General features: G+C 69.8%; 15 protein-coding genes and 1 riboswitch. Of the genes, 11 read left to right on the forward strand and 4 right to left on the reverse strand.

Annotated elements, in window-relative coordinates; all coding sequences use genetic code 11:
• Positions 1-31: 31 nt before the first annotated feature.
• A complete protein-coding gene (locus OG904_RS22550; protein ID WP_405493713.1) occupies positions 32-1498 on the reverse strand; it encodes a hypothetical protein in 1467 nt (488 codons plus the stop codon).
• A gap of 77 nt (positions 1499-1575) precedes the next feature.
• Positions 1576-1821 (reverse strand): hypothetical protein, encoded by a 246-nt coding sequence (locus tag OG904_RS22555; protein WP_405493715.1) that lies wholly within the window; start codon positions 1819-1821, stop codon positions 1576-1578.
• 132 nt (positions 1822-1953) lie between these two features.
• Between OG904_RS22555 and OG904_RS22560 the strand changes: the two genes are divergently transcribed.
• Entirely contained in the window at positions 1954-2931 is a 978-nt protein-coding gene (locus OG904_RS22560; RefSeq protein WP_405493717.1) for a carbohydrate kinase family protein, read from the forward strand.
• 315 nt (positions 2932-3246) lie between these two features.
• Here the strand turns inward: OG904_RS22560 and OG904_RS22565 are convergent, their stop codons facing one another.
• The gene (locus OG904_RS22565; RefSeq protein WP_405493719.1) at positions 3247-4629 is read right to left on the reverse strand and encodes a cysteine desulfurase/sulfurtransferase TusA family protein; all 1383 of its coding nucleotides are present in this window, start codon (positions 4627-4629) and stop codon (positions 3247-3249) included.
• Between the two features lie 294 nt (positions 4630-4923).
• Here OG904_RS22565 and coxB point away from each other — a divergent pair, with 294 nt between their 5' ends.
• The 4 genes from coxB to OG904_RS22585 all read left to right on the forward strand — a co-directional run bounded on the left by coxB (position 4924) and on the right by OG904_RS22585 (position 9406).
• Positions 4924-5898, forward strand: coding sequence for a cytochrome c oxidase subunit II (gene coxB / locus OG904_RS22570; RefSeq protein WP_405493721.1), 975 nt, complete (start codon positions 4924-4926; stop codon positions 5896-5898).
• Complete coding sequence (gene ctaD, locus OG904_RS22575; RefSeq protein WP_405493723.1) at positions 5895-7625, forward strand: cytochrome c oxidase subunit I; 1731 nt, start codon at positions 5895-5897, stop codon at positions 7623-7625. The genes coxB and ctaD overlap by 4 nt, the downstream gene beginning before the upstream one ends.
• Positions 7622-8020, forward strand: a complete 399-nt coding sequence (locus OG904_RS22580; RefSeq protein ID WP_405493725.1) for a cytochrome c oxidase subunit 4 — start codon at positions 7622-7624, stop codon at positions 8018-8020. Before ctaD ends, OG904_RS22580 begins: the two co-directional genes overlap by 4 nt.
• Before the next feature lie 138 nt (positions 8021-8158).
• Positions 8159-9406: an Ig-like domain-containing protein gene (locus OG904_RS22585; protein WP_405493727.1), complete on the forward strand. Its 1248-nt coding sequence runs from the start codon at positions 8159-8161 to the stop codon at positions 9404-9406.
• 117 nt (positions 9407-9523) lie between these two features.
• Here the strand turns inward: OG904_RS22585 and OG904_RS22590 are convergent, their stop codons facing one another.
• Entirely contained in the window at positions 9524-9925 is a 402-nt protein-coding gene (locus tag OG904_RS22590) for a hypothetical protein (RefSeq protein ID WP_405493729.1), read from the reverse strand.
• A gap of 212 nt (positions 9926-10137) precedes the next feature.
• Here OG904_RS22590 and OG904_RS22595 point away from each other — a divergent pair, with 212 nt between their 5' ends.
• The 6 genes from OG904_RS22595 to OG904_RS22620 all read left to right on the forward strand — a co-directional run bounded on the left by OG904_RS22595 (position 10138) and on the right by OG904_RS22620 (position 17408).
• The gene (locus OG904_RS22595; protein ID WP_405493731.1) at positions 10138-10758 is read left to right on the forward strand and encodes a heme-copper oxidase subunit III; all 621 of its coding nucleotides are present in this window, start codon (positions 10138-10140) and stop codon (positions 10756-10758) included.
• Positions 10759-10834: 76 nt separating this feature from the next.
• The gene (locus OG904_RS22600; protein ID WP_405493733.1) at positions 10835-11644 is read left to right on the forward strand and encodes a c-type cytochrome; all 810 of its coding nucleotides are present in this window, start codon (positions 10835-10837) and stop codon (positions 11642-11644) included.
• The gene (locus OG904_RS22605; protein ID WP_405493735.1) at positions 11641-12699 is read left to right on the forward strand and encodes a Rieske 2Fe-2S domain-containing protein; all 1059 of its coding nucleotides are present in this window, start codon (positions 11641-11643) and stop codon (positions 12697-12699) included. The genes OG904_RS22600 and OG904_RS22605 overlap by 4 nt, the downstream gene beginning before the upstream one ends.
• The gene (locus tag OG904_RS22610; protein ID WP_405493737.1) at positions 12696-14324 is read left to right on the forward strand and encodes a cytochrome bc complex cytochrome b subunit; all 1629 of its coding nucleotides are present in this window, start codon (positions 12696-12698) and stop codon (positions 14322-14324) included. Before OG904_RS22605 ends, OG904_RS22610 begins: the two co-directional genes overlap by 4 nt.
• Before the next feature lie 195 nt (positions 14325-14519).
• Entirely contained in the window at positions 14520-15584 is a 1065-nt protein-coding gene (gene trpD / locus OG904_RS22615) for an anthranilate phosphoribosyltransferase (RefSeq protein ID WP_405493739.1), read from the forward strand.
• An 82-nt stretch (positions 15585-15666) separates the two neighbouring features.
• Positions 15667-15783, forward strand: a riboswitch (SAM riboswitch).
• A gap of 233 nt (positions 15784-16016) precedes the next feature.
• Positions 16017-17408, forward strand: coding sequence for an aminotransferase class V-fold PLP-dependent enzyme (locus tag OG904_RS22620; RefSeq protein ID WP_405493741.1), 1392 nt, complete (start codon positions 16017-16019; stop codon positions 17406-17408).
• The last annotated feature ends 298 nt before the right edge of the window (positions 17409-17706 follow it).

Consider the following 17706-nt stretch of genomic DNA (forward strand, 5'->3'; position numbering starts at 1 on the left):
CCGGCGGCCCCCCGCGCCGCCGGAGGTGCGGCTACTGGCGGGACAGCGCCTTGCCCGTCGTCGCGTCGATCACCTTCCGGTCACCGAGCGGCCGCTCCAGCTGCGCCGTCACCGTCATGTCCTGCGCGATCATGATGCAGGCCCCGCCCGGCTTGTTCGGGGTGTCCGTGATCTTCACCAGCACGGAATCCGACTCCTCCTGCTCCCGGGCCTCCAGGGCGTACGTGCTGCACGCCCCGCCCCAGAAGTTCACGGTCAGCGTCCGGTCGGCGGTGGTGTACGAGGTCCCGGGCGAGGTGAGCGCCTTCCCGGGCGAGGAGGGCAGGGAGACGTTCCCGGGCGCCGCCGGCTCGGCGACCGTGTGACCGGGCCCGCCGTCCCGGCCCGCCACCTCGAACAGCCAGGCCGGGACCAGACCCCGGACCCCGCCGACCGTGCCCGGGACCAGCCCGAGCGCGGCGCCCCGCACCGACTCCGTCCGCGGCGGCTTCATGGGCCGCGGCTCCGGATTGCACGGCAGGGTGTCCGTGGCGCCGACCGCGGTGTCCGGGGTCAGCGGGACGGCCGTGGCGCAGCCGCTCGGGCCGGGGCCCGTACCGTCGGCCGGCCCCCGGGCCTTCTCGTTGAGCCGGGCCAGCGCCTCCACCGCGCTGACCACCTGCTGCTCGGCGGCCTTCGCCGGAGCCTGCAGTTCGCCGCTGCCCGACAGCACCCGGGAGTCCGCCCCGACGCCGATCTTGGTGGACCAGCCCTGCGTGGGCAGCCCGCCGATCACCGGATCCGCGGTCACCACGCGTACGGAGCCCTGCACGAGCCGGGCGTCGAGCTTGGCCGCGCCCTGGCCGACGGCCTCCAGCACCGGCGCGGCAGCGGACTTGGCGGCCTGCTCCGGGACGGGCCCGCCCGCGGTGGCGCCGCCCTGCTCCTGGCCCTGCCCCTGGTCGCTCGCCATGCCCTGGGGGAGGGTGGCCGGGCCGCAGGTGTCCTTGCCGCGCCGGCAGTCGTCCCCGCCGCCGGGCTGGAAGCGGGAGAAGTTCCAGGTCCCGGGGGCCCTGAGGTTCACCGTGAGCCGGGGACCGGAGCCGTCGGCACCCTCCCCGGCCTGCCAGGTCTCACCGACCAGCCGCGGCGCGCCGGAGATCCCCAGGGCCGCCGCCAGCCGCGCCACCTCGGCAGAGGTCACCTCGCCGCCCACCGCGAAGGCGGGCGCGGTGGCCGGCCCGTCGGGCAGGCGGACATCGGCGGTGTACGTGACCCCGCCGCCGGAGGGATCGGGCTCGCCGGGGGCGATGCCGGGCCCGGACGGCCCGGACGGCGAGGGCGCGACGCGGGGCGTGGAGGCCGCGCTGTCACCCGTACGCCCCTCGCCGTGCGCGATCGCCGCCCAGCACGCCGTGCCGCCACCGGCGAGCAGGACGGCGGCCACGACCGAGCCGACGGCCCAGACCGGCCGCCGTCGTCGTGTGGCACCTGATGCATCGGGTTGTTCGCTGGTCACCGCATCGCTCCTTTGCCCGTCCCGCTGGGGTGATGATGCGGGTGTGACGGAACAGACGCGGATCCGGTTCCCCGGGCTCAGTACCCGTAGGCCGCGGTGGAGGCGATCAGGCGGGCCGAGGCCGCCGGGACGCGGATCCCGTGGATCTGCGAAGGGGCCACCCGGTCCGGACGGGGGTCCGCGGGAACCTGCCAGTGCGGGGCCATCCGGGCACAGTCGCCCAGGAGTCGCTCGAAGCCGGGAAGCGCGCCGGCCGTCCGCTGGTCGCCACTCGCCGGGTTCTCGGAGGGCCAGGCGTACCCGAAGCCATCGGTGTAGGTCATGGGGCACCGTAAGCACGGTACGGCGGGCGAAGAAAGACCTACTACGGGGTAGTTTCTGCCGGTCGGCCTCGCGCGCTCGACCGGGTAGCTTTGAATGTCCCCCTTGCCGTCCCTCGCAGGAGCATCCACGCCGTGCGCATCGCAGTCACCGGCTCCATCGCCACCGACCACCTCATGACCTTCCCCGGCCGATTCGCCGACCAGTTGGTCGCGGACCAGCTGCACACGGTCTCCCTCTCCTTCCTCGTCGACAACCTCGACGTACGACGTGGCGGTGTCGGCCCGAACATCTGCTTCGGCATGGGCCAGCTGGGCGCCCGCCCGGTCCTCGTCGGCGCGGCCGGCTCCGACTTCGACGAGTACCGCGCCTGGCTCGACCGGCACGGCGTCGACACCCAGTCCGTGCGGATCTCCGAGGTCCTGCACACCGCGCGCTTCGTCTGCACGACGGACGCCGACCACAACCAGATCGGCTCCTTCTACACGGGCGCGATGAGCGAGGCCCGCCTGATCGAGCTGAAGTCGGTCGCGGACCGGGTCGGCGGCCTGGACCTCGTCCTGATCGGCGCGGACGACCCCGAGGCGATGCTGCGCCACACGGAGGAGTGCCGCACGCGCGGGATCCCCTTCGCCGCGGACTTCTCGCAGCAGATCGCCCGGATGGACGGCGACAACATCCGCACCCTGATGGAGGGCGCGACCTACCTCTTCTCGAACGAGTACGAGAAGGGCCTCATCGAGGCGAAGTCCGGCTGGACGGACGCGGAGATCCTGGCGAAGGTCGGCACGCGCGTCACCACCCTCGGCTCGAACGGCGTCCGCATCGAGCGGGTCGGCCACGACCCGATCGTGGTCGGCTGCCCGGAGGAGACGGCGAAGGTCGACCCGACGGGCGTCGGCGACGCGTTCCGCGCCGGGTTCCTGACGGGGCTGGGCTGGGGCGTCGGCCTGGAGCGGGCGGCACAGGTCGGCTGCATGCTCGCGACGCTGGTCATCGAGACCCTGGGCACCCAGGAGTACACCCTGGGCCGGGCGCACTTCATGGACCGCTTCACGAAGGCGTACGGGGACGAGGCCGCGGCGGAAGTCCAGTCCCACCTCCCGGCGTAGCCCCTCCCGGCGTCCGGTCCCGCCGCCGTCCGCGGTCGGGGCCCGGCGGGCGGGCGCGGGTGGCTCGGCCCTGCGGGGCGAAGTCCCCTACCCGCCCTTCGCCCGTTCCCCGGGCTCTGCCCGGACCCGGTCCTCAAACGCCGGACGGGCTGGATACATCCAGCCTCACCGGCGTTTGAGGCGCGGGGTCTGGGGCGGAGCCCCGGGGAACGGTGGAAGGGCGGGTAGGGGACTTCGCCCCGCAGGGCCTCCCCGCCCCGGCCGCCGCAGGGCCTCCCCGCCCCGGCCGCCGCAGGCCGGCCCCGCGCAGCCGGATCAGGCCGCCCGGCGGACCGTGTACGCAGTACCGAGGGGACGCGGGGCCTCGCCCACGTAGGTCTGCCCCCGCATCGCGCACCACGCCGGAATGTCCAGCCGCGCCACCTCGTCGTCCGACAGGACGGTCACCGTGCCGCCCACCGGAACCCGGCCGATCGCCCGGGCCAGCTCGATCACCGGCTGCGGACACCGCAGGCCGAGGGTGTCCAGTTCGAGGGATTCCGCCTCCGGATCGGCGGCCATCACCGGTTCGGCCACGCCGAGTTGCTCGCGGACCCCCGCCACCAGCCCCGGCAGGACCTCCAGGAAGCCGTTGACCTCCGCCGCCGTGGTGCCGGCCGGCAGGGACACCCGTACGTTCCCCTCCGACAGCACCCCCATCGCCCGCAGCACGTGCGACGGCGTCAGCGTCGAGCTGGTGCACGAGGAGCCCGAGGACACGGAGTAGCCCGCCCGGTCCAGCCCGTGGAGCAGGGTCTCGCCGTCCACGTACAGGCAGGAGAAGGTGACCAGGTGCGGGAGCCGCAGGTCCGGGTGACCGACCACCTCCACGTCCGGCACCAGCCGGGCCACCCGCCGCCGCAGCCGGTCCACCAGCGTCCGCAGCCGCGCCGACTCCGCCTGGGCCTCGGCCCGCACCGCCCGCAGGGAGGCCGCCGCCGCGACGGCCGCAGGGAGGTTGACGAAGCCGGGGGAGCGCCCCGACTCCCTTTCGTCGGCGGGCCCTTGGGGCGAGTACCGGACCCCCTTGCGGACCGCCAGCAGGCCGACCCCGGCCGGACCGCCCCACTTGTGGGCGCTCGCGCACAGGACGGACCAGCCTCCGGGGACCGGCCCCCAGCCCAGCGACTGCGCCGCGTCCACCAGCAACGGGACCCCGGCGGCGGCGCACACCTCGGCCACCTCCGCCACCGGCTGTACGGTGCCCACCTCGTGGTTGGCCGACTGGAGGCAGGCCAGCGCGGTGGACGGCCCCACGAGCTCCCCGTAGGAGGAGGCGCAGACCCGGCCGAACCGGTCCACCGGGACCTCCTCGACCGTCCCGCCGCCCGCCGCGTGGAGCTCCGCCGCATGGAGTACGGAGCTGTGTTCCACCGCTGATACGACCAGATGCCCGCCGACGCGCCGACGTCCCGCCAGCACCCCGGCCACGCCCGAGTGAACCGCGTGCGTCCCCGAAGGAGTGAACACGAGCTCGTCGGGGCGGCAGCCCACCGACTCCGCCGCCGCCTCCCGCGCCGCGTCCAGCAGCAGCCGGGCCCGCCGTCCCTCGCGGTACAGCCGGGCCGGGTCGGCCCAGCCCTCGTCGAGGGAGGCCTGGAGCGCCTGCCGGGCCACGGGGTGCAGCGGGGCGGCGGACGCGGTGTCGAAGTACGGCATCCGGTCACGCTAACCGGCCGCCGCGCCGGCGCCGCGCCCGGCCGAGGTCAGGGGCCGTCAGATGTCGTCCGGACCGGGCCATTCGGGGCCGTTTGGACCGTCCCCCGTACGGCGGATCCATCCCTTCGGGGTCAGTAACGGCGCGTTGGGCACCCTCCCCGCGCGACCCCAAATAGCGTCCAGTAGGGTTTGGTCCGCATAAACATCCAAACCCCTGCCTGCGTCAGGGCCGGCGACCGACCCGAATGCGGCCGCGGCCGGCCGCGCGGGCCGAGACTCTCGGGAAGGCGCTACGTGAGTCCCTACGGCTCCGACCGCTCGCCGCGGCGCCCGATGCGGCGGAAGCCGCTGCAGGTGCTGGCTGCAGGCGCGGTCCTGGCGACCGCAACTGGTTGCTCGCCAACATGGAAAAGCTTCCCCCGCCTCGGATTGCCCACTCCGGTCACCGAGGAGGCGCCCCGCATCCTCTCCCTGTGGCAGGGGTCGTGGGCGGCCGCTCTGATCACCGGCATCCTCGTGTGGGGCCTGATCATGTGGAGCGTCATCTTCCACCGGCGCAGCCGGACCAAGGTCGAGGTTCCCCCGCAGACCCGGTACAACATGCCGATCGAGGCGCTGTACACCGTGGTCCCGCTCATCATCGTCTCGGTGCTGTTCTACTTCACCGCGCGTGACGAGTCGAAGCTGCTCGCCCTCTCCCCCAAGCCGGCGCACACGATCAGCGTGGTCGGCTTCCAGTGGAGCTGGGGCTTCAACTACGTCGAGAACGTCGACGGCGACCCGGCGACCCCGAAGGCGGGCGAGGTTCCCAAGGAACTCGCCGCCATCCCGGACCGCTACACCAAGGACTTCCCGCTGGGCGCCGAGGGCGTCTACACCAAGGGCGTCCCGGGTGACCGGAACCCGGAGACCAACAACCCGGGCCCCACGCTGTGGCTGCCCAAGGGCGAGAAGGTCCGCTTCATCCTGTCGTCGAACGACGTCATCCACTCCTTCTGGGTGGTGCCCTTCCTGTTCAAGCAGGACGTCATCCCGGGCCACACCAATGTCTTCGAGGTCACCCCGACCCAAGAGGGCACCTTCATGGGCAAGTGCGCCGAGCTCTGCGGTGTCGACCACTCCCGAATGCTCTTCAACGTCAAGGTCGTCTCCCCGGAGGCGTACAAGGCGCACCTGAAGGAGCTCGCGGAGAAGGGCCAGACCGGCTTCCTTCCGGCCGGCATCAAGCAGACCGACCCGGCCCGCAATGCTGAGGTGAACAAACTGTGAGCATCCTCAACCAGCCTCAGGGTGCCGCCGCCGACTCGTACGAGAACGAGTTGCCGGTGCGGAGCAAGCAGCCGGGTAATGTCGTCATCAAGTGGCTCACCACCACCGACCACAAGACCATCGGCACGATGTACCTGCTGACGTCGTTCGTGTTCTTCATCATCGGCGGGATCATGGCGCTCTTCATGCGCGCCGAGCTGGCCCGTCCGGGCACGCAGATCATGTCGAACGAGCAGTTCAACCAGGCGTTCACCATGCATGGCACGATCATGCTGCTGATGTTCGCCACCCCGCTGTTCGCGGGCTTCGCGAACTGGATCATGCCGCTGCAGATCGGCGCGCCCGACGTGGCGTTCCCGCGGCTGAACATGTTCGCGTACTGGCTGTACCTCTTCGGTTCGACCATCGCGGTGGCCGGCTTCGTCACCCCCTCGGGTGCCGCCGACTTCGGCTGGTTCGCCTACTCCCCGCTGTCGGACGCCGTCCGCTCGCCGGGCATCGGCGCCGACATGTGGATCATGGGTCTGGCCTTCTCCGGCTTCGGCACGATCCTCGGTTCGGTCAACTTCATCACCACGATCATCTGCATGCGCGCCCCCGGCATGACGATGTTCCGCATGCCGATCTTCACCTGGAACGTGCTGCTGACCGGTGTTCTGGTCCTGCTCGCCTTCCCGGTGCTGGCCGCCGCGCTCTTCGCGCTGGAGGCCGACAGGAAGTTCGGTGCGCACGTCTTCGACGCGGCAAATGGCGGCGCCCTACTGTGGCAACACCTCTTCTGGTTCTTCGGCCATCCAGAGGTGTACATCATCGCGCTGCCATTCTTCGGAATCATTTCCGAAGTGATCCCGGTCTTCTCGCGCAAGCCGATGTTCGGTTACATCGGTCTGATCGCCGCGACGATCTCGATCGCCGGTCTCTCGGTGACCGTGTGGGCCCACCACATGTACGTCACCGGTGGTGTGCTGCTGCCGTTCTTCTCCTTCATGACCTTCCTGATCGCGGTACCGACCGGTGTGAAGTTCTTCAACTGGATCGGCACCATGTGGAAGGGCTCGCTGTCCTTCGAGACCCCGATGCTCTGGGCCGTCGGCTTCCTGGTCACCTTCACCTTCGGTGGTCTGACCGGCGTCATCCTGGCTTCGCCCCCGATGGACTTCCACGTCTCCGACTCGTACTTCGTCGTCGCGCACTTCCACTACGTCATCTTCGGCACCGTGGTCTTCGCGATGTTCTCCGGCTTCCACTTCTGGTGGCCGAAGTTCACGGGCAAGATGCTGGACGAGCGCCTCGGCAAGATCACCTTCTGGACGCTGTTCGTGGGCTTCCACGGCACCTTCCTGGTGCAGCACTGGCTGGGCGCCGAGGGCATGCCGCGTCGTTACGCGGACTACCTCGCGGCCGACGGCTTCACGCTGCTGAACACGATCTCGACGATCAGCTCGTTCCTGCTGGGCCTGTCGATGCTCCCCTTCATGTACAACGTCTGGAAGACGGCGAAGTACGGCAAGAAGGTCGAGGTCGACGACCCGTGGGGCTACGGCCGCTCGCTCGAGTGGGCGACGTCCTGCCCGCCGCCGCGGCACAACTTCCTCACCCTGCCGCGGATCCGCTCCGAGTCCCCGGCGTTCGATCTGCACCACCCCGAGATCGCGGCCCTCGACCACCTTGAGGACCACGCCGTGGCCGCCAAGGCCGTCGCGGGTGGCAAGGAGGCCGGCAAGTGAAGATCCAGGGCAGGATGTTCCTGTGGCTCGCGGCCTTCATCCTGATCATGACCGTCGTGTACGGCGTGTGGTCCAAGGAGCCGGTCGGCACCACCGCGCTCGCGCTGGCCTTCGGCCTGAGCGCCATGATCGGCTACTACCTGGCCTTCACGGCCAAGCGCGTGGACGAGATGGCCCAGGACAACCTGGAGGCCGACGTCGCCGACGAGGCGGGCGAGCTGGGGTTCTTCTCCCCGCACAGCTGGCAGCCGCTCTCGCTGGCCATCGGTGGCGCCTTCGCCTTCATGGGCGTCATCTTCGGCTGGTGGCTGATGTACTTCTCGGCGCCGCTGATCGTGGTCGGTCTGTGGGGCTGGGTGTACGAGTACTACCGCGGCGAGAACGCGAACCAGTAGCCGCACCCGCGCCGCCGCACCACGTGGCGGCCACAGCGTGAGACCAGGGGCCCGGACACCTCCAATGGGGGAGTCCGGGCCCCTCGTTTGCAGTCACCCCGCGCGCCGTAATTGTCATATCTTCATAGCGTTGCCTCCATGAACCAGTCACCGCGTCTTTGGACGGTAATCGGCTGCTCCCTGCTGGTCGCGTCCCTCGGGGCCGGCGCCACCGCATGCGGGTCGGGCGACGACAACCCGCTGTCCGCCCGCCCCTACGACGCGGGCGACCAAGTCGCCCTCAACCAGTCCGCCGGCAGCCGCCCGGTCGATCCGGACCGTCCGCTGGAGGTCACCGCCAAGAGCGGCGACGGCCGGATCACCGACGTGAGCGCCGTGGACACCCACGGCCGCCGCCTGGCGGGCGAGTTGTCGGCCTCGGGGGACCGCTGGCACAGCACCGTCCCGATGGCCGCCGGCGTCCGCTACACGGTCCTCGTGAGCACCGAGGACGAACGGGGCGCCCCCGGGCAGCGCAAGCTCGCTTTCGACACCACCCCGGCCAAGAAGGTCCTCAAAATCGAGTTCGGCCCGGAGGAGGGCAAGTACGGCGTGGGACAGCCCCTCACGGCCACGCTCGACGAACCCGTGAAGGACAAGGCCGCCCGCGCCGTCATCGAGCGGGGCCTGGTCGTCGACGCACCGTCCGGCGTCGTGGGCTCCTGGTACTGGGTGGACGACAAGACGATCCACTACCGCCCCAAGGAGTACTGGCCGGCCAACACCACCGTGTCCGTACGGAGCAACCTGGAGGGCGTCAAGATCTCCGACGACCTGCACGGGGCCGCGGCCAAGCCGCTGAAGCTGGAGATCGGCGACCGGGTCGAGGTCACCACGGACGCCTCCTCGCACTACCTCACGTTCAAGCGCAACGGAGAAGTGATCAACACCATTCCGGTGACCACCGGAAAGCCGGGCTTCTCCACCCGCAACGGCGTCAAGGTGGTGCTGGGCAAGCAGTACTACGTCCAGATGCGCGGCGACACCGTGGGCATCGGCGGCAGCGAGTACTACAACCTGCCCGTCTACTACGCGACCCGCGTCACCTGGAGTGGTGAATACGTCCACGCCGCGCCGTGGTCCGTCGGCTCCCAGGGCTACGAGAACGTCAGCCACGGCTGCACCGGCATGAGCACGGGCAACGCCGCCTGGTTCTACGAGAACATCTCCGAGGGCGACATCGTCAAGGTGATCAACAGCATCGGCGACGACATGGACACCTTCGGCAACGGCTACGGCGACTGGAACCTGGACTGGAAGGAGTGGCGCGAGGGCAGCGTCCTCCTCAAGGGCACCCAGGAGGGCCGCAGCCCCGTCGACCAGGCGCGCCTGCGCCCGCAGGTGTAACTGGCGGGACAGGAGCGCCGGGAGGGCCCGCAGCCGGGGCACGGGGACCCGTACAGTCCGTACGGGTCCCCGTGCCCCGGTATGCGCCGGTAAGGGCTCTGCGGGCCGTACAGGGCGTTACGCCGCCGGGGAGAGCCGTACGCGCAGGAGACCCGCCAGGGCCTCCGCGAAGTCCACCGGATCCACCGGAAGGGTGACGGCGGAGTCCGCCCGGCTCCAGGTGGCCAGCCAGGCGTCCTGCGGACGGCCCATCAGGAGCAGTACGGGCGGGCACCGGAAGATCTCGTCCTTGATCTGCCGGCACACGCCCATGCCCCCGGCCGGGACCGCCTCGCCGTCCAGCACGCACACGTCGATCCCGCCCGCGTCCAGCTCCTTGAGGACGGCGGGGAGCGTCGCGCACTCCAGGAACTCCACCGGCGGCAGGTCCGCGGCCGGCCTGCGACCGGCCGCCAGCCGCACCTGCTCCCGGGTGCCCGAGTCGTCGCTGTAGACCAGAACCCGCGCAGTCGCCCGCATTTCGTTCCTCCACGTGTCCCGTGACTCACGTTGATGTTGCGCGGGATGCTACTCCGTCCGACCCGGTGTCAACATCGGTTCGCACAGGCTTGCCCAAGGGGCGTCCCGTGGACGCCCGGGGGTCGATCTGATGGGCCGTTCGGGCCTTGCACACACCCCTGACACTCCGAACGGCACCCCCCGGGGTGAGGGCGGGATAAGGGACCGACATAATGTCGGTCGTGGCGACAGCAACGACAGTAGATACCGGGCACGCGCACCCGACGGTCAACAGGCCGAACCTCGTCAGCGTCGGAACCATCATCTGGTTGAGTTCCGAGCTGATGTTCTTCGCGGCCCTCTTCGCGATGTACTTCACCCTGCGATCCGTGACAGGAACCGAGTACTGGACAGAACAGGCTTCAAACCTGAATCTGCCCTTCTCGGCGACGAACACGACGATCCTGGTGCTTTCCTCGCTCACCTGCCAGCTCGGCGTATTCGCCGCCGAGCGCGGTGACGTGAAGAAGCTCAGGACGTGGTTCATCATCACGTTCGTCATGGGTGCGATCTTCATTGGCGGCCAGGTGTTCGAGTACACCGAGCTGGTCAAGCACGAGGGCATCTCCCTCTCGTCCGGACCGTACGGATCGGTGTTCTACCTGACCACCGGTTTCCACGGGCTGCACGTGACGGGCGGTCTCATCGCCTTCCTGCTGGTCCTCGGCCGGACGTACGCGGCCAAGAGGTTCACCCACGAACAGGCCACGTCGGCCATCGTCGTGTCCTACTACTGGCACTTCGTCGATGTTGTCTGGATCGGCCTCTTCGCGACGATCTACCTGATCAAGTAGCGAACACGTCGCCGGGCCCGGCCCGGCACTCCATCCAGACTCACCGACGCAGAAGATCCTGACACCGGGGTAATCCGTGAAAAAGCTCTCCGCACGACGACGCCATCCGCTGGCGGCGGTCGTCGTTCTACTCTTCGCGCTGGCGGTCACTGGGGGGCTGTACGCCGCCTTCGCGCCCGCGGGCGATGCGAAGGCCGACGTAACCGCCCAGTCCCTCGCCATCGAGGAGGGCAAGAAGCTCTACGCCGTCGGCTGCGCAAGCTGCCACGGAACCGGCGGTCAGGGTTCCTCTGACGGCCCCAGCCTGGTAGGCGTCGGCTCCGCTGCCGTCGACTTCCAGGTGAGCACGGGCCGCATGCCCGCCCAGCAGCCCGGCGCCCAGGTGCCGAAGAAGCCCGTCATCTACAAGCAGGCGCAGACCGACCAGCTGGCCGCGTACATCGCGTCCCTCGGTGCCGGTCCGATCACGCCGACCGAGAAGAACTACGACCCGGCGGGCGCCGACATCGCCAAGGGTGGTGAGCTGTTCCGCAACAACTGCGCGCAGTGCCACAACTTCACCGGCGAGGGCGGCGCGCTGACGAACGGCAAGTACGCTCCGAACCTCGAGGGCGTCGAGCCGAAGCACATCTACGAGGCCATGCTCACCGGCCCGCAGAACATGCCCTCCTTCCCGGACAGCACCATGCCGGAGAAGCAGAAGAAGGACATCATCGCGTACCTCCAGAACGTGAACGGCGAGAAGTCGACCAGCCCCGGTGGCCTCAAGCTCGGTGGCCTCGGCCCCGTCTCCGAGGGCCTGTTCGGCTGGATCTTCGGACTGGGTGCGCTGATCGCTGTCGCCGTCTGGGTCGCGGCCCACACCGCTAAGGCCAAGAAGTCATGAGTAGCCAAGACATTCCCGAAGAGAAGCACCTGCCGAGCGAGCAGGGCGACGCGCACCACGGTGGCGTAGCGGTTGCGGACGACCCGTTCGCGGACCCGGGCCTCCCGGTTCACAAGCCGCGCATCCAGGACATCGACGAGCGGGCCGCGAAGCGGTCCGAGCGCACGGTGGCCATGCTGTTCACCCTGTCGATGCTGGCCACGATCGGGTTCATCACCTCGTTCGTGACCCTGCCCGTCGACAAGATCGTTTTCATCTTCCCCATCGGGAAGGTGAGCGCTCTGAACTTCGCCCTGGGCATGACCCTCGGCGCGGCCCTCTTCTGCATCGGCGCGGGCGCGGTCCACTGGGCCCGCACCCTGATGTCCGACGTCGAGGTCGCCGCCGAGCGTCACGAGATCGCGGCCCCGGCCGAGGTCAAGGCGCAGGTCATGTCGGACTTCGCGGACGGTGCGCGCGAGTCGGCCATCGGCCGCCGCCCGCTCATCCGCAACACGATGTTCGGTGCGCTGGCGCTGCTGCCGCTCTCCGCCGTCGTGATCCTGCGCGACCTGGGCCCGCTGCCCGAGGACAAGCTGCGCAAGACGGTCTGGGCCAAGGGCAAGCTGCTCATCAACACGAACACCAACGAGCCGCTGCGTCCCGAGGACGTCGTCGTCGGTTCGCTGACCTTCGCCTCGCCGGAAGGCCTGGAGGAGGACGCGCACGACTTCCAGACCCAGATCGCCAAGGCCGCCCTGATGATCGTCCGCATTCAGCCGGAGGACATCAAGGACAAGCGGGAGCTGGAGTGGTCCCACGAGGGCATCGTGGCCTACTCCAAGATCTGCACCCACGTCGGCTGCCCGATCAGCCTGTACGAGCAGCAGTCGCACCACGTGCTCTGCCCGTGCCACCAGTCCACCTTCGACCTCTCCGACGGCGCCCGAGTCATCTTCGGCCCGGCTGGTCACGCGCTCCCGCAGCTGCGGATCGGCGTGAATGACGAAGGTTTCCTCGAGGCGCTCGGCGACTTCGAAGAGCCCGTCGGTCCTGCATTCTGGGAGCGCGGATGAGCACGTCCACTGCCACTAAAGAGCGCAAGGCCCCGGCCGGCGAGCGTGTAGCCGACTGGGCCGACGGCCGGCTGGGCATCTACAGCCTGGCCAAGTCGAACATGCGCAAGATCTTCCCGGACCACTGGTCCTTCATGCTCGGTGAGATCTGCCTCTACAGCTTCATCATCCTCATCCTCACGGGTGTGTACCTGACGCTGTTCTTCCACCCGAGCATGAACGAGGTCGTGTACCACGGCTCGTACGTGCCCATGCAGGGTGTCCAGATGTCCGAGGCGTTCAAGTCGACCCTCGACATCAGCTTCGACGTCCGCGGCGGTCTGCTCATCCGGCAGATCCACCACTGGTCGGCGCTGATCTTCGTCGCGGCGATGCTCGTGCACATGATGCGCGTCTTCTTCACGGGCGCGTTCCGCAAGCCGCGCGAGGTCAACTGGATCTTCGGCTTCCTGCTGCTGGTCCTCGGCATGTTCACCGGTTTCACCGGTTACTCCCTGCCGGACGACCTGCTCTCGGGCACCGGTGTCCGCTTCATGGAGGGCGCCGTCCTGTCCATGCCGGTCGTCGGCACGTACATGTCGTTCTTCCTCTTCGGCGGCGAGTTCCCCGGCGGCGACTTCGTGTCCCGGTTCTACTCGATCCACATCCTGCTGCTGCCGGGCATCATGATGGGCCTGCTGGTGGCCCACCTGATCCTGGTGTTCTTCCACAAGCACACCCAGTTCGCGGGCCCCGGCAAGACCGAGAAGAACGTCGTCGGCATGCCGCTGCTCCCGGTCTACATGGCCAAGGCCGGAGGCTTCTTCTTCCTGGTCTTCGGTGTCATCGCGGCCGTCGCGGCGATCGCCTCGATCAACCCGATCTGGGCGCTCGGCCCGTACCGCCCGGACCACGTGTCCACCGGTGCGCAGCCCGACTGGTACATGGGCTTCTCCGAGGGTCTGATCCGTGCCATGCCCGGCTGGGAGATCAACCTGTGGGGCCACACCCTCGTCCTGGGCGTGTTCATCCCGCTGATGATCTTCCCGCTGATCCTGGTCGCGATCGCGGTCTACCCGTTCGTCGAGTCCTGGGTCACCGGGGACAAGCGCGAGCACCACATCCTGGACCGCCCGCGCAACGTCCCGACCCGTACGGCCTTCGGCGTGGCCTGGCTGGCGTGGTACGTCATCCTGCTGATCGCCGGTGGAAACGACATGTTCGCGCAGTACTTCCACCTGTCGATCAACTCGATCACCTGGTTCGCCCGCGTCGCGTTCTTCGTCGGTCCGGTCGTCGCCTTCATCATCACCAAGCGCATCTGCCTCGGCCTCCAGCGCAGGGACCGGGACAAGGTGCTGCACGGTCGCGAGACCGGCATCATCAAGCGCCTGCCGCACGGTGAGTTCGTCGAGGTCCACGAGCCGCTCTCGCAGGGCAAGCTGCACACGCTCACCTCGTACGAGCAGTACCAGCCCGCCGAGATCGGCGCGACGGTCGACGAGAACGGTGTCGAGCGCAAGGTGAAGGCGCTGGAGAAGCTCCGCGTGAAGCTCAGCAAGGGCTACTACGGGGAGAACAACCAGATCCCGAAGCCCTCGGTCGAGGAGTACAAGGAGATCCAGAGCGGCCACGGCCACCACTGATCTCCCGCGTCACGGCTTCACACGTTTCACACGCTTGAGGGACTGATTTCGGTCAGTCCTGGTGTTGCCACGGCGAGAGCCCCGTCCAGTGTCTGGACGGGGCTCTTTGCCGTCTCCGGGGCTGGATAGGCTGAAGCCCTTCCCATTCGACGTGGGCCCCGGCATCGGACGGCCGACCAGCAGCAGGAGCGGACCATGAACGTTGTGACCCCGGCAGGCGGCGACAGCGTGGCGGCCCGTGGCTGGCCGGGCGTGCTGGACGCCCTGCTGACCGGCCGGGACCTCAGCGCCGACGACACGGCCTGGGCGATGGACCGGATCATGCGGGGCGAGGCCACCGACGCCCAGATCGCCGGCTTCGCGGTCGCGCTGCGGGCCAAGGGCGAGACGGTCGCGGAGATCAACGGTCTGGTGCGGGCCATGTACGAACACGCCAACCTGATCGAGGTGCCGGGCCGGACGGTGGACATCGTCGGCACCGGGGGCGACGGCGCCAAGACCGTCAACATCTCGACCATGTCGGCGGTCGTGGTGGCCGGTACGGGCGCCAAGGTGGTCAAGCACGGAAACCGGGCCGCGTCCTCCGCCAGCGGCTCCTCGGACGTCCTGGAGAAGCTCGGCGTCAACCTGGACCTCACCCCCGCACGGGTCGCGCAGGTCGCCGAGGAAGCCGGGATCACCTTCTGCTTCGCGGTCAGGTTCCACCCGGCGCTGCGGCACGTGGCGGCGGCCCGCAAGGAACTGGGCATCCGGACCACCTTCAACTTCCTCGGCCCGCTCACCAACCCGGCGAAGGTACGGGCCCAGGCCACCGGCGTGGCCGACGCCCGGATGGCCCCGATCGTCGCGGGCGTGCTGGCGGAGCGCGGTTCCTCGGCGCTGGTCTTCCGCGGTGACGACGGCCTGGACGAGCTCACCACCACGGCGACCTCCAAGGTCTGGTGGGTCCGGGACGGCAAGGTCGCCGAGCAGACCTTCGACCCGCGCGACATCGGCATCCCCCTGGTGGACGTCTCCGAGCTCGGCGGCGCGGACGCCTCGTACAACGCGGACGTGGCGCGCCGCCTGCTGGCCGGCGAGACCGGCCCGGTCCGTGACGCCGTACTGCTGAACTCCGCGGCGGCCCTGGTGGCGCTGGATCCGGGTACGGGGTCGCTGGAGGAGCAGCTGGCGGCGGGGGTCGTGCGGGCTGCGGAGTCGATCGACTCGGGCGCCGCCCGGGCGGCGCTGGCGCGGTGGGTGGCGGCCAGCAACGCCTGACGGTCGGATCAGGCCAAGATCCCGGTCCGGAATGTGGACCGGGGTCTTGCGCCCGGAGGATCTTGTGGCAGGATGCTCCTCAGGTCACGAGTGACAGCGTTTTGGCCCCGGCTTGCTGTCCGGCAACCCTCCTTCCGTGGCGGGGTGCCCCGGGTGATGACCAGGTCGTAGGCAGTGAGGCCTACGGCAAGCGCGGATCCCTCGACACCAGGGGTCCTGGTCTCTCGAGGAGCGTTTTCCGTGAGCAAGCGAATGCGATAGGGCGACTCGCCCCTTCTTCACCCCTCGGAACAGGGTCATTTCCGCGTACCCGCACATCTGCGGACGCCATCCCTTCCTCCGGGGCAATTCCCGTACCCCGAACGGCCGCAGCGCCGTGTCCGCGTACGGGCTCGTCGAAGCCATTCAGACCGCCTGCCGGGAGATACCGCCATGTCCGCAACCCTGAACGCCGCCGCCTCCACCGCTTCCGCCGACGTCACCGTCGACCCCGCCTGTGCCGAGCCGCTGCCGGTCCTCGGCCGTGACGTCACCGTCCCGCTCGTCACCGGCGGCGAAGTCACCTACGCCGCCCTCGACTACGCGGCCAGCGCCCCCGCCCTGCAGCGCGTCTGGGACGACGTGGCCGCGTACGCCCCGTACTACGGCAGCGTGCACCGCGGCGCCGGCTACCTCTCGCAGCTCTCCACCGACCTCTTCGAGCAGAGCCGCGTCACCGTCGCCGAGTTCCTCGACTGCCGCCCCTCCGACCAGGTGATCTTCACCCGGTCCACCACCGACTCCCTCAACCTGCTCGCCGCCGTGGTGCCGGCCGACTGCCAGGTGTTCGTCTTCGAGACCGAGCACCACGCCTCGCTGCTGCCGTGGAAGGACGCGCAGGTCACCTACCTCAACGCGCCCCGCACCCCGGCCCAGGCCGTCGAGACCCTGGAGCGGGCGCTCGCCGGCCGCGACCCCTACGGTCCGGCGCTGGTCTGCGTCACCGGCGCCTCGAACGTCACCGGTGAACTGTGGCCCGTCAAGGAGCTCGCCGCCGCCGCGCACGCCCACGGCGCACGGATCGTGCTGGACGCCGCCCAGCTGGCCCCGCACCACCCCGTCTCCGTGCAGGAGCTGGACGTGGACTGGGTCGCCTTCTCCGGCCACAAGCTCTACGCGCCCTTCGGCTCGGGCGTCCTCGCCGGCCGCTCGGACTGGCTCCAGGAGGCCGAGCCGTACCTCGCCGGCGGCGGCGCCTCCCGCAAGGTGGCCAGGCGCGAGGACGGCGGCGTGGACGTCGAGTGGCACACCACGGCCGCCCGCCACGAGGCCGGCTCCCCGAACGTCATCGGCGTCTACTCCATCGCCTCCGCCTGCAAGGCGCTGAACGAGGCCGGGTTCGAAAGCCTCGTCGCCCGCGAGCGGCAGCTCATCGCCAAGGTCCGGGACGGTCTGGCCGACGTCCCGGCCGTGCGGATCCTCTCCCTCTTCGGTGACGACGCCCCGCGCGTCGGCGTCATCTCCTTCGTGGTGGACGGCTGGAACAGCTCCCACTTCGCCGCCGCGCTCTCCGCCGAGTACGGCATCGGCGTCCGCGACGGCCTGTTCTGCGCCCACCCGCTGGTCCGCACCCTCCTGGGCAGCGAGCCGCAGGCCCAGGGCGAATGCGGAGCCCCGGAGGCGGCCCCGGGCGAGCGGTCCCTCAACGCCATCCGCGTCAGCTTCGGCGCGGGCACCCCCGACGAGCACGTCGAGCGCTTCGTCCGCGCCGTCAAGGAGCTCGTCTCGGACGGCGCGAAGTGGCAGTACCGCACCGAAGAGGGCCGCTGCGTCCCGGCCGTCTGACAGGCTGCGGGGCATGACCCACTGGGACCCGATGCCCACCATTCGGGCCTGCGCCGTCGGCGAGCCGCTACCGGGCAACGCGCAGTGGGTACCGGCGTACAGCCCACCGTGGGGTGCCTGGCCGGATGCGTGGGCCGACCGCGACTGGCGCAACGCGCCGGGGCCGTTCCACGGCGCCGGGACCGACACCTGTTGGGTGGGGCGGGAGGTCGCGTCGGCCCATGCGCTCTACAACGACGAGGGCTTCGACGAGTTCGTCCACCGGCGACCTCGGGGACTACCTGCGCGGGTACCCGTT

The organism is Streptomyces sp. NBC_00096, assembly GCF_045041305.1.
Taxonomy (GTDB): Bacteria; Actinomycetota; Actinomycetes; order Streptomycetales; family Streptomycetaceae; genus Streptomyces.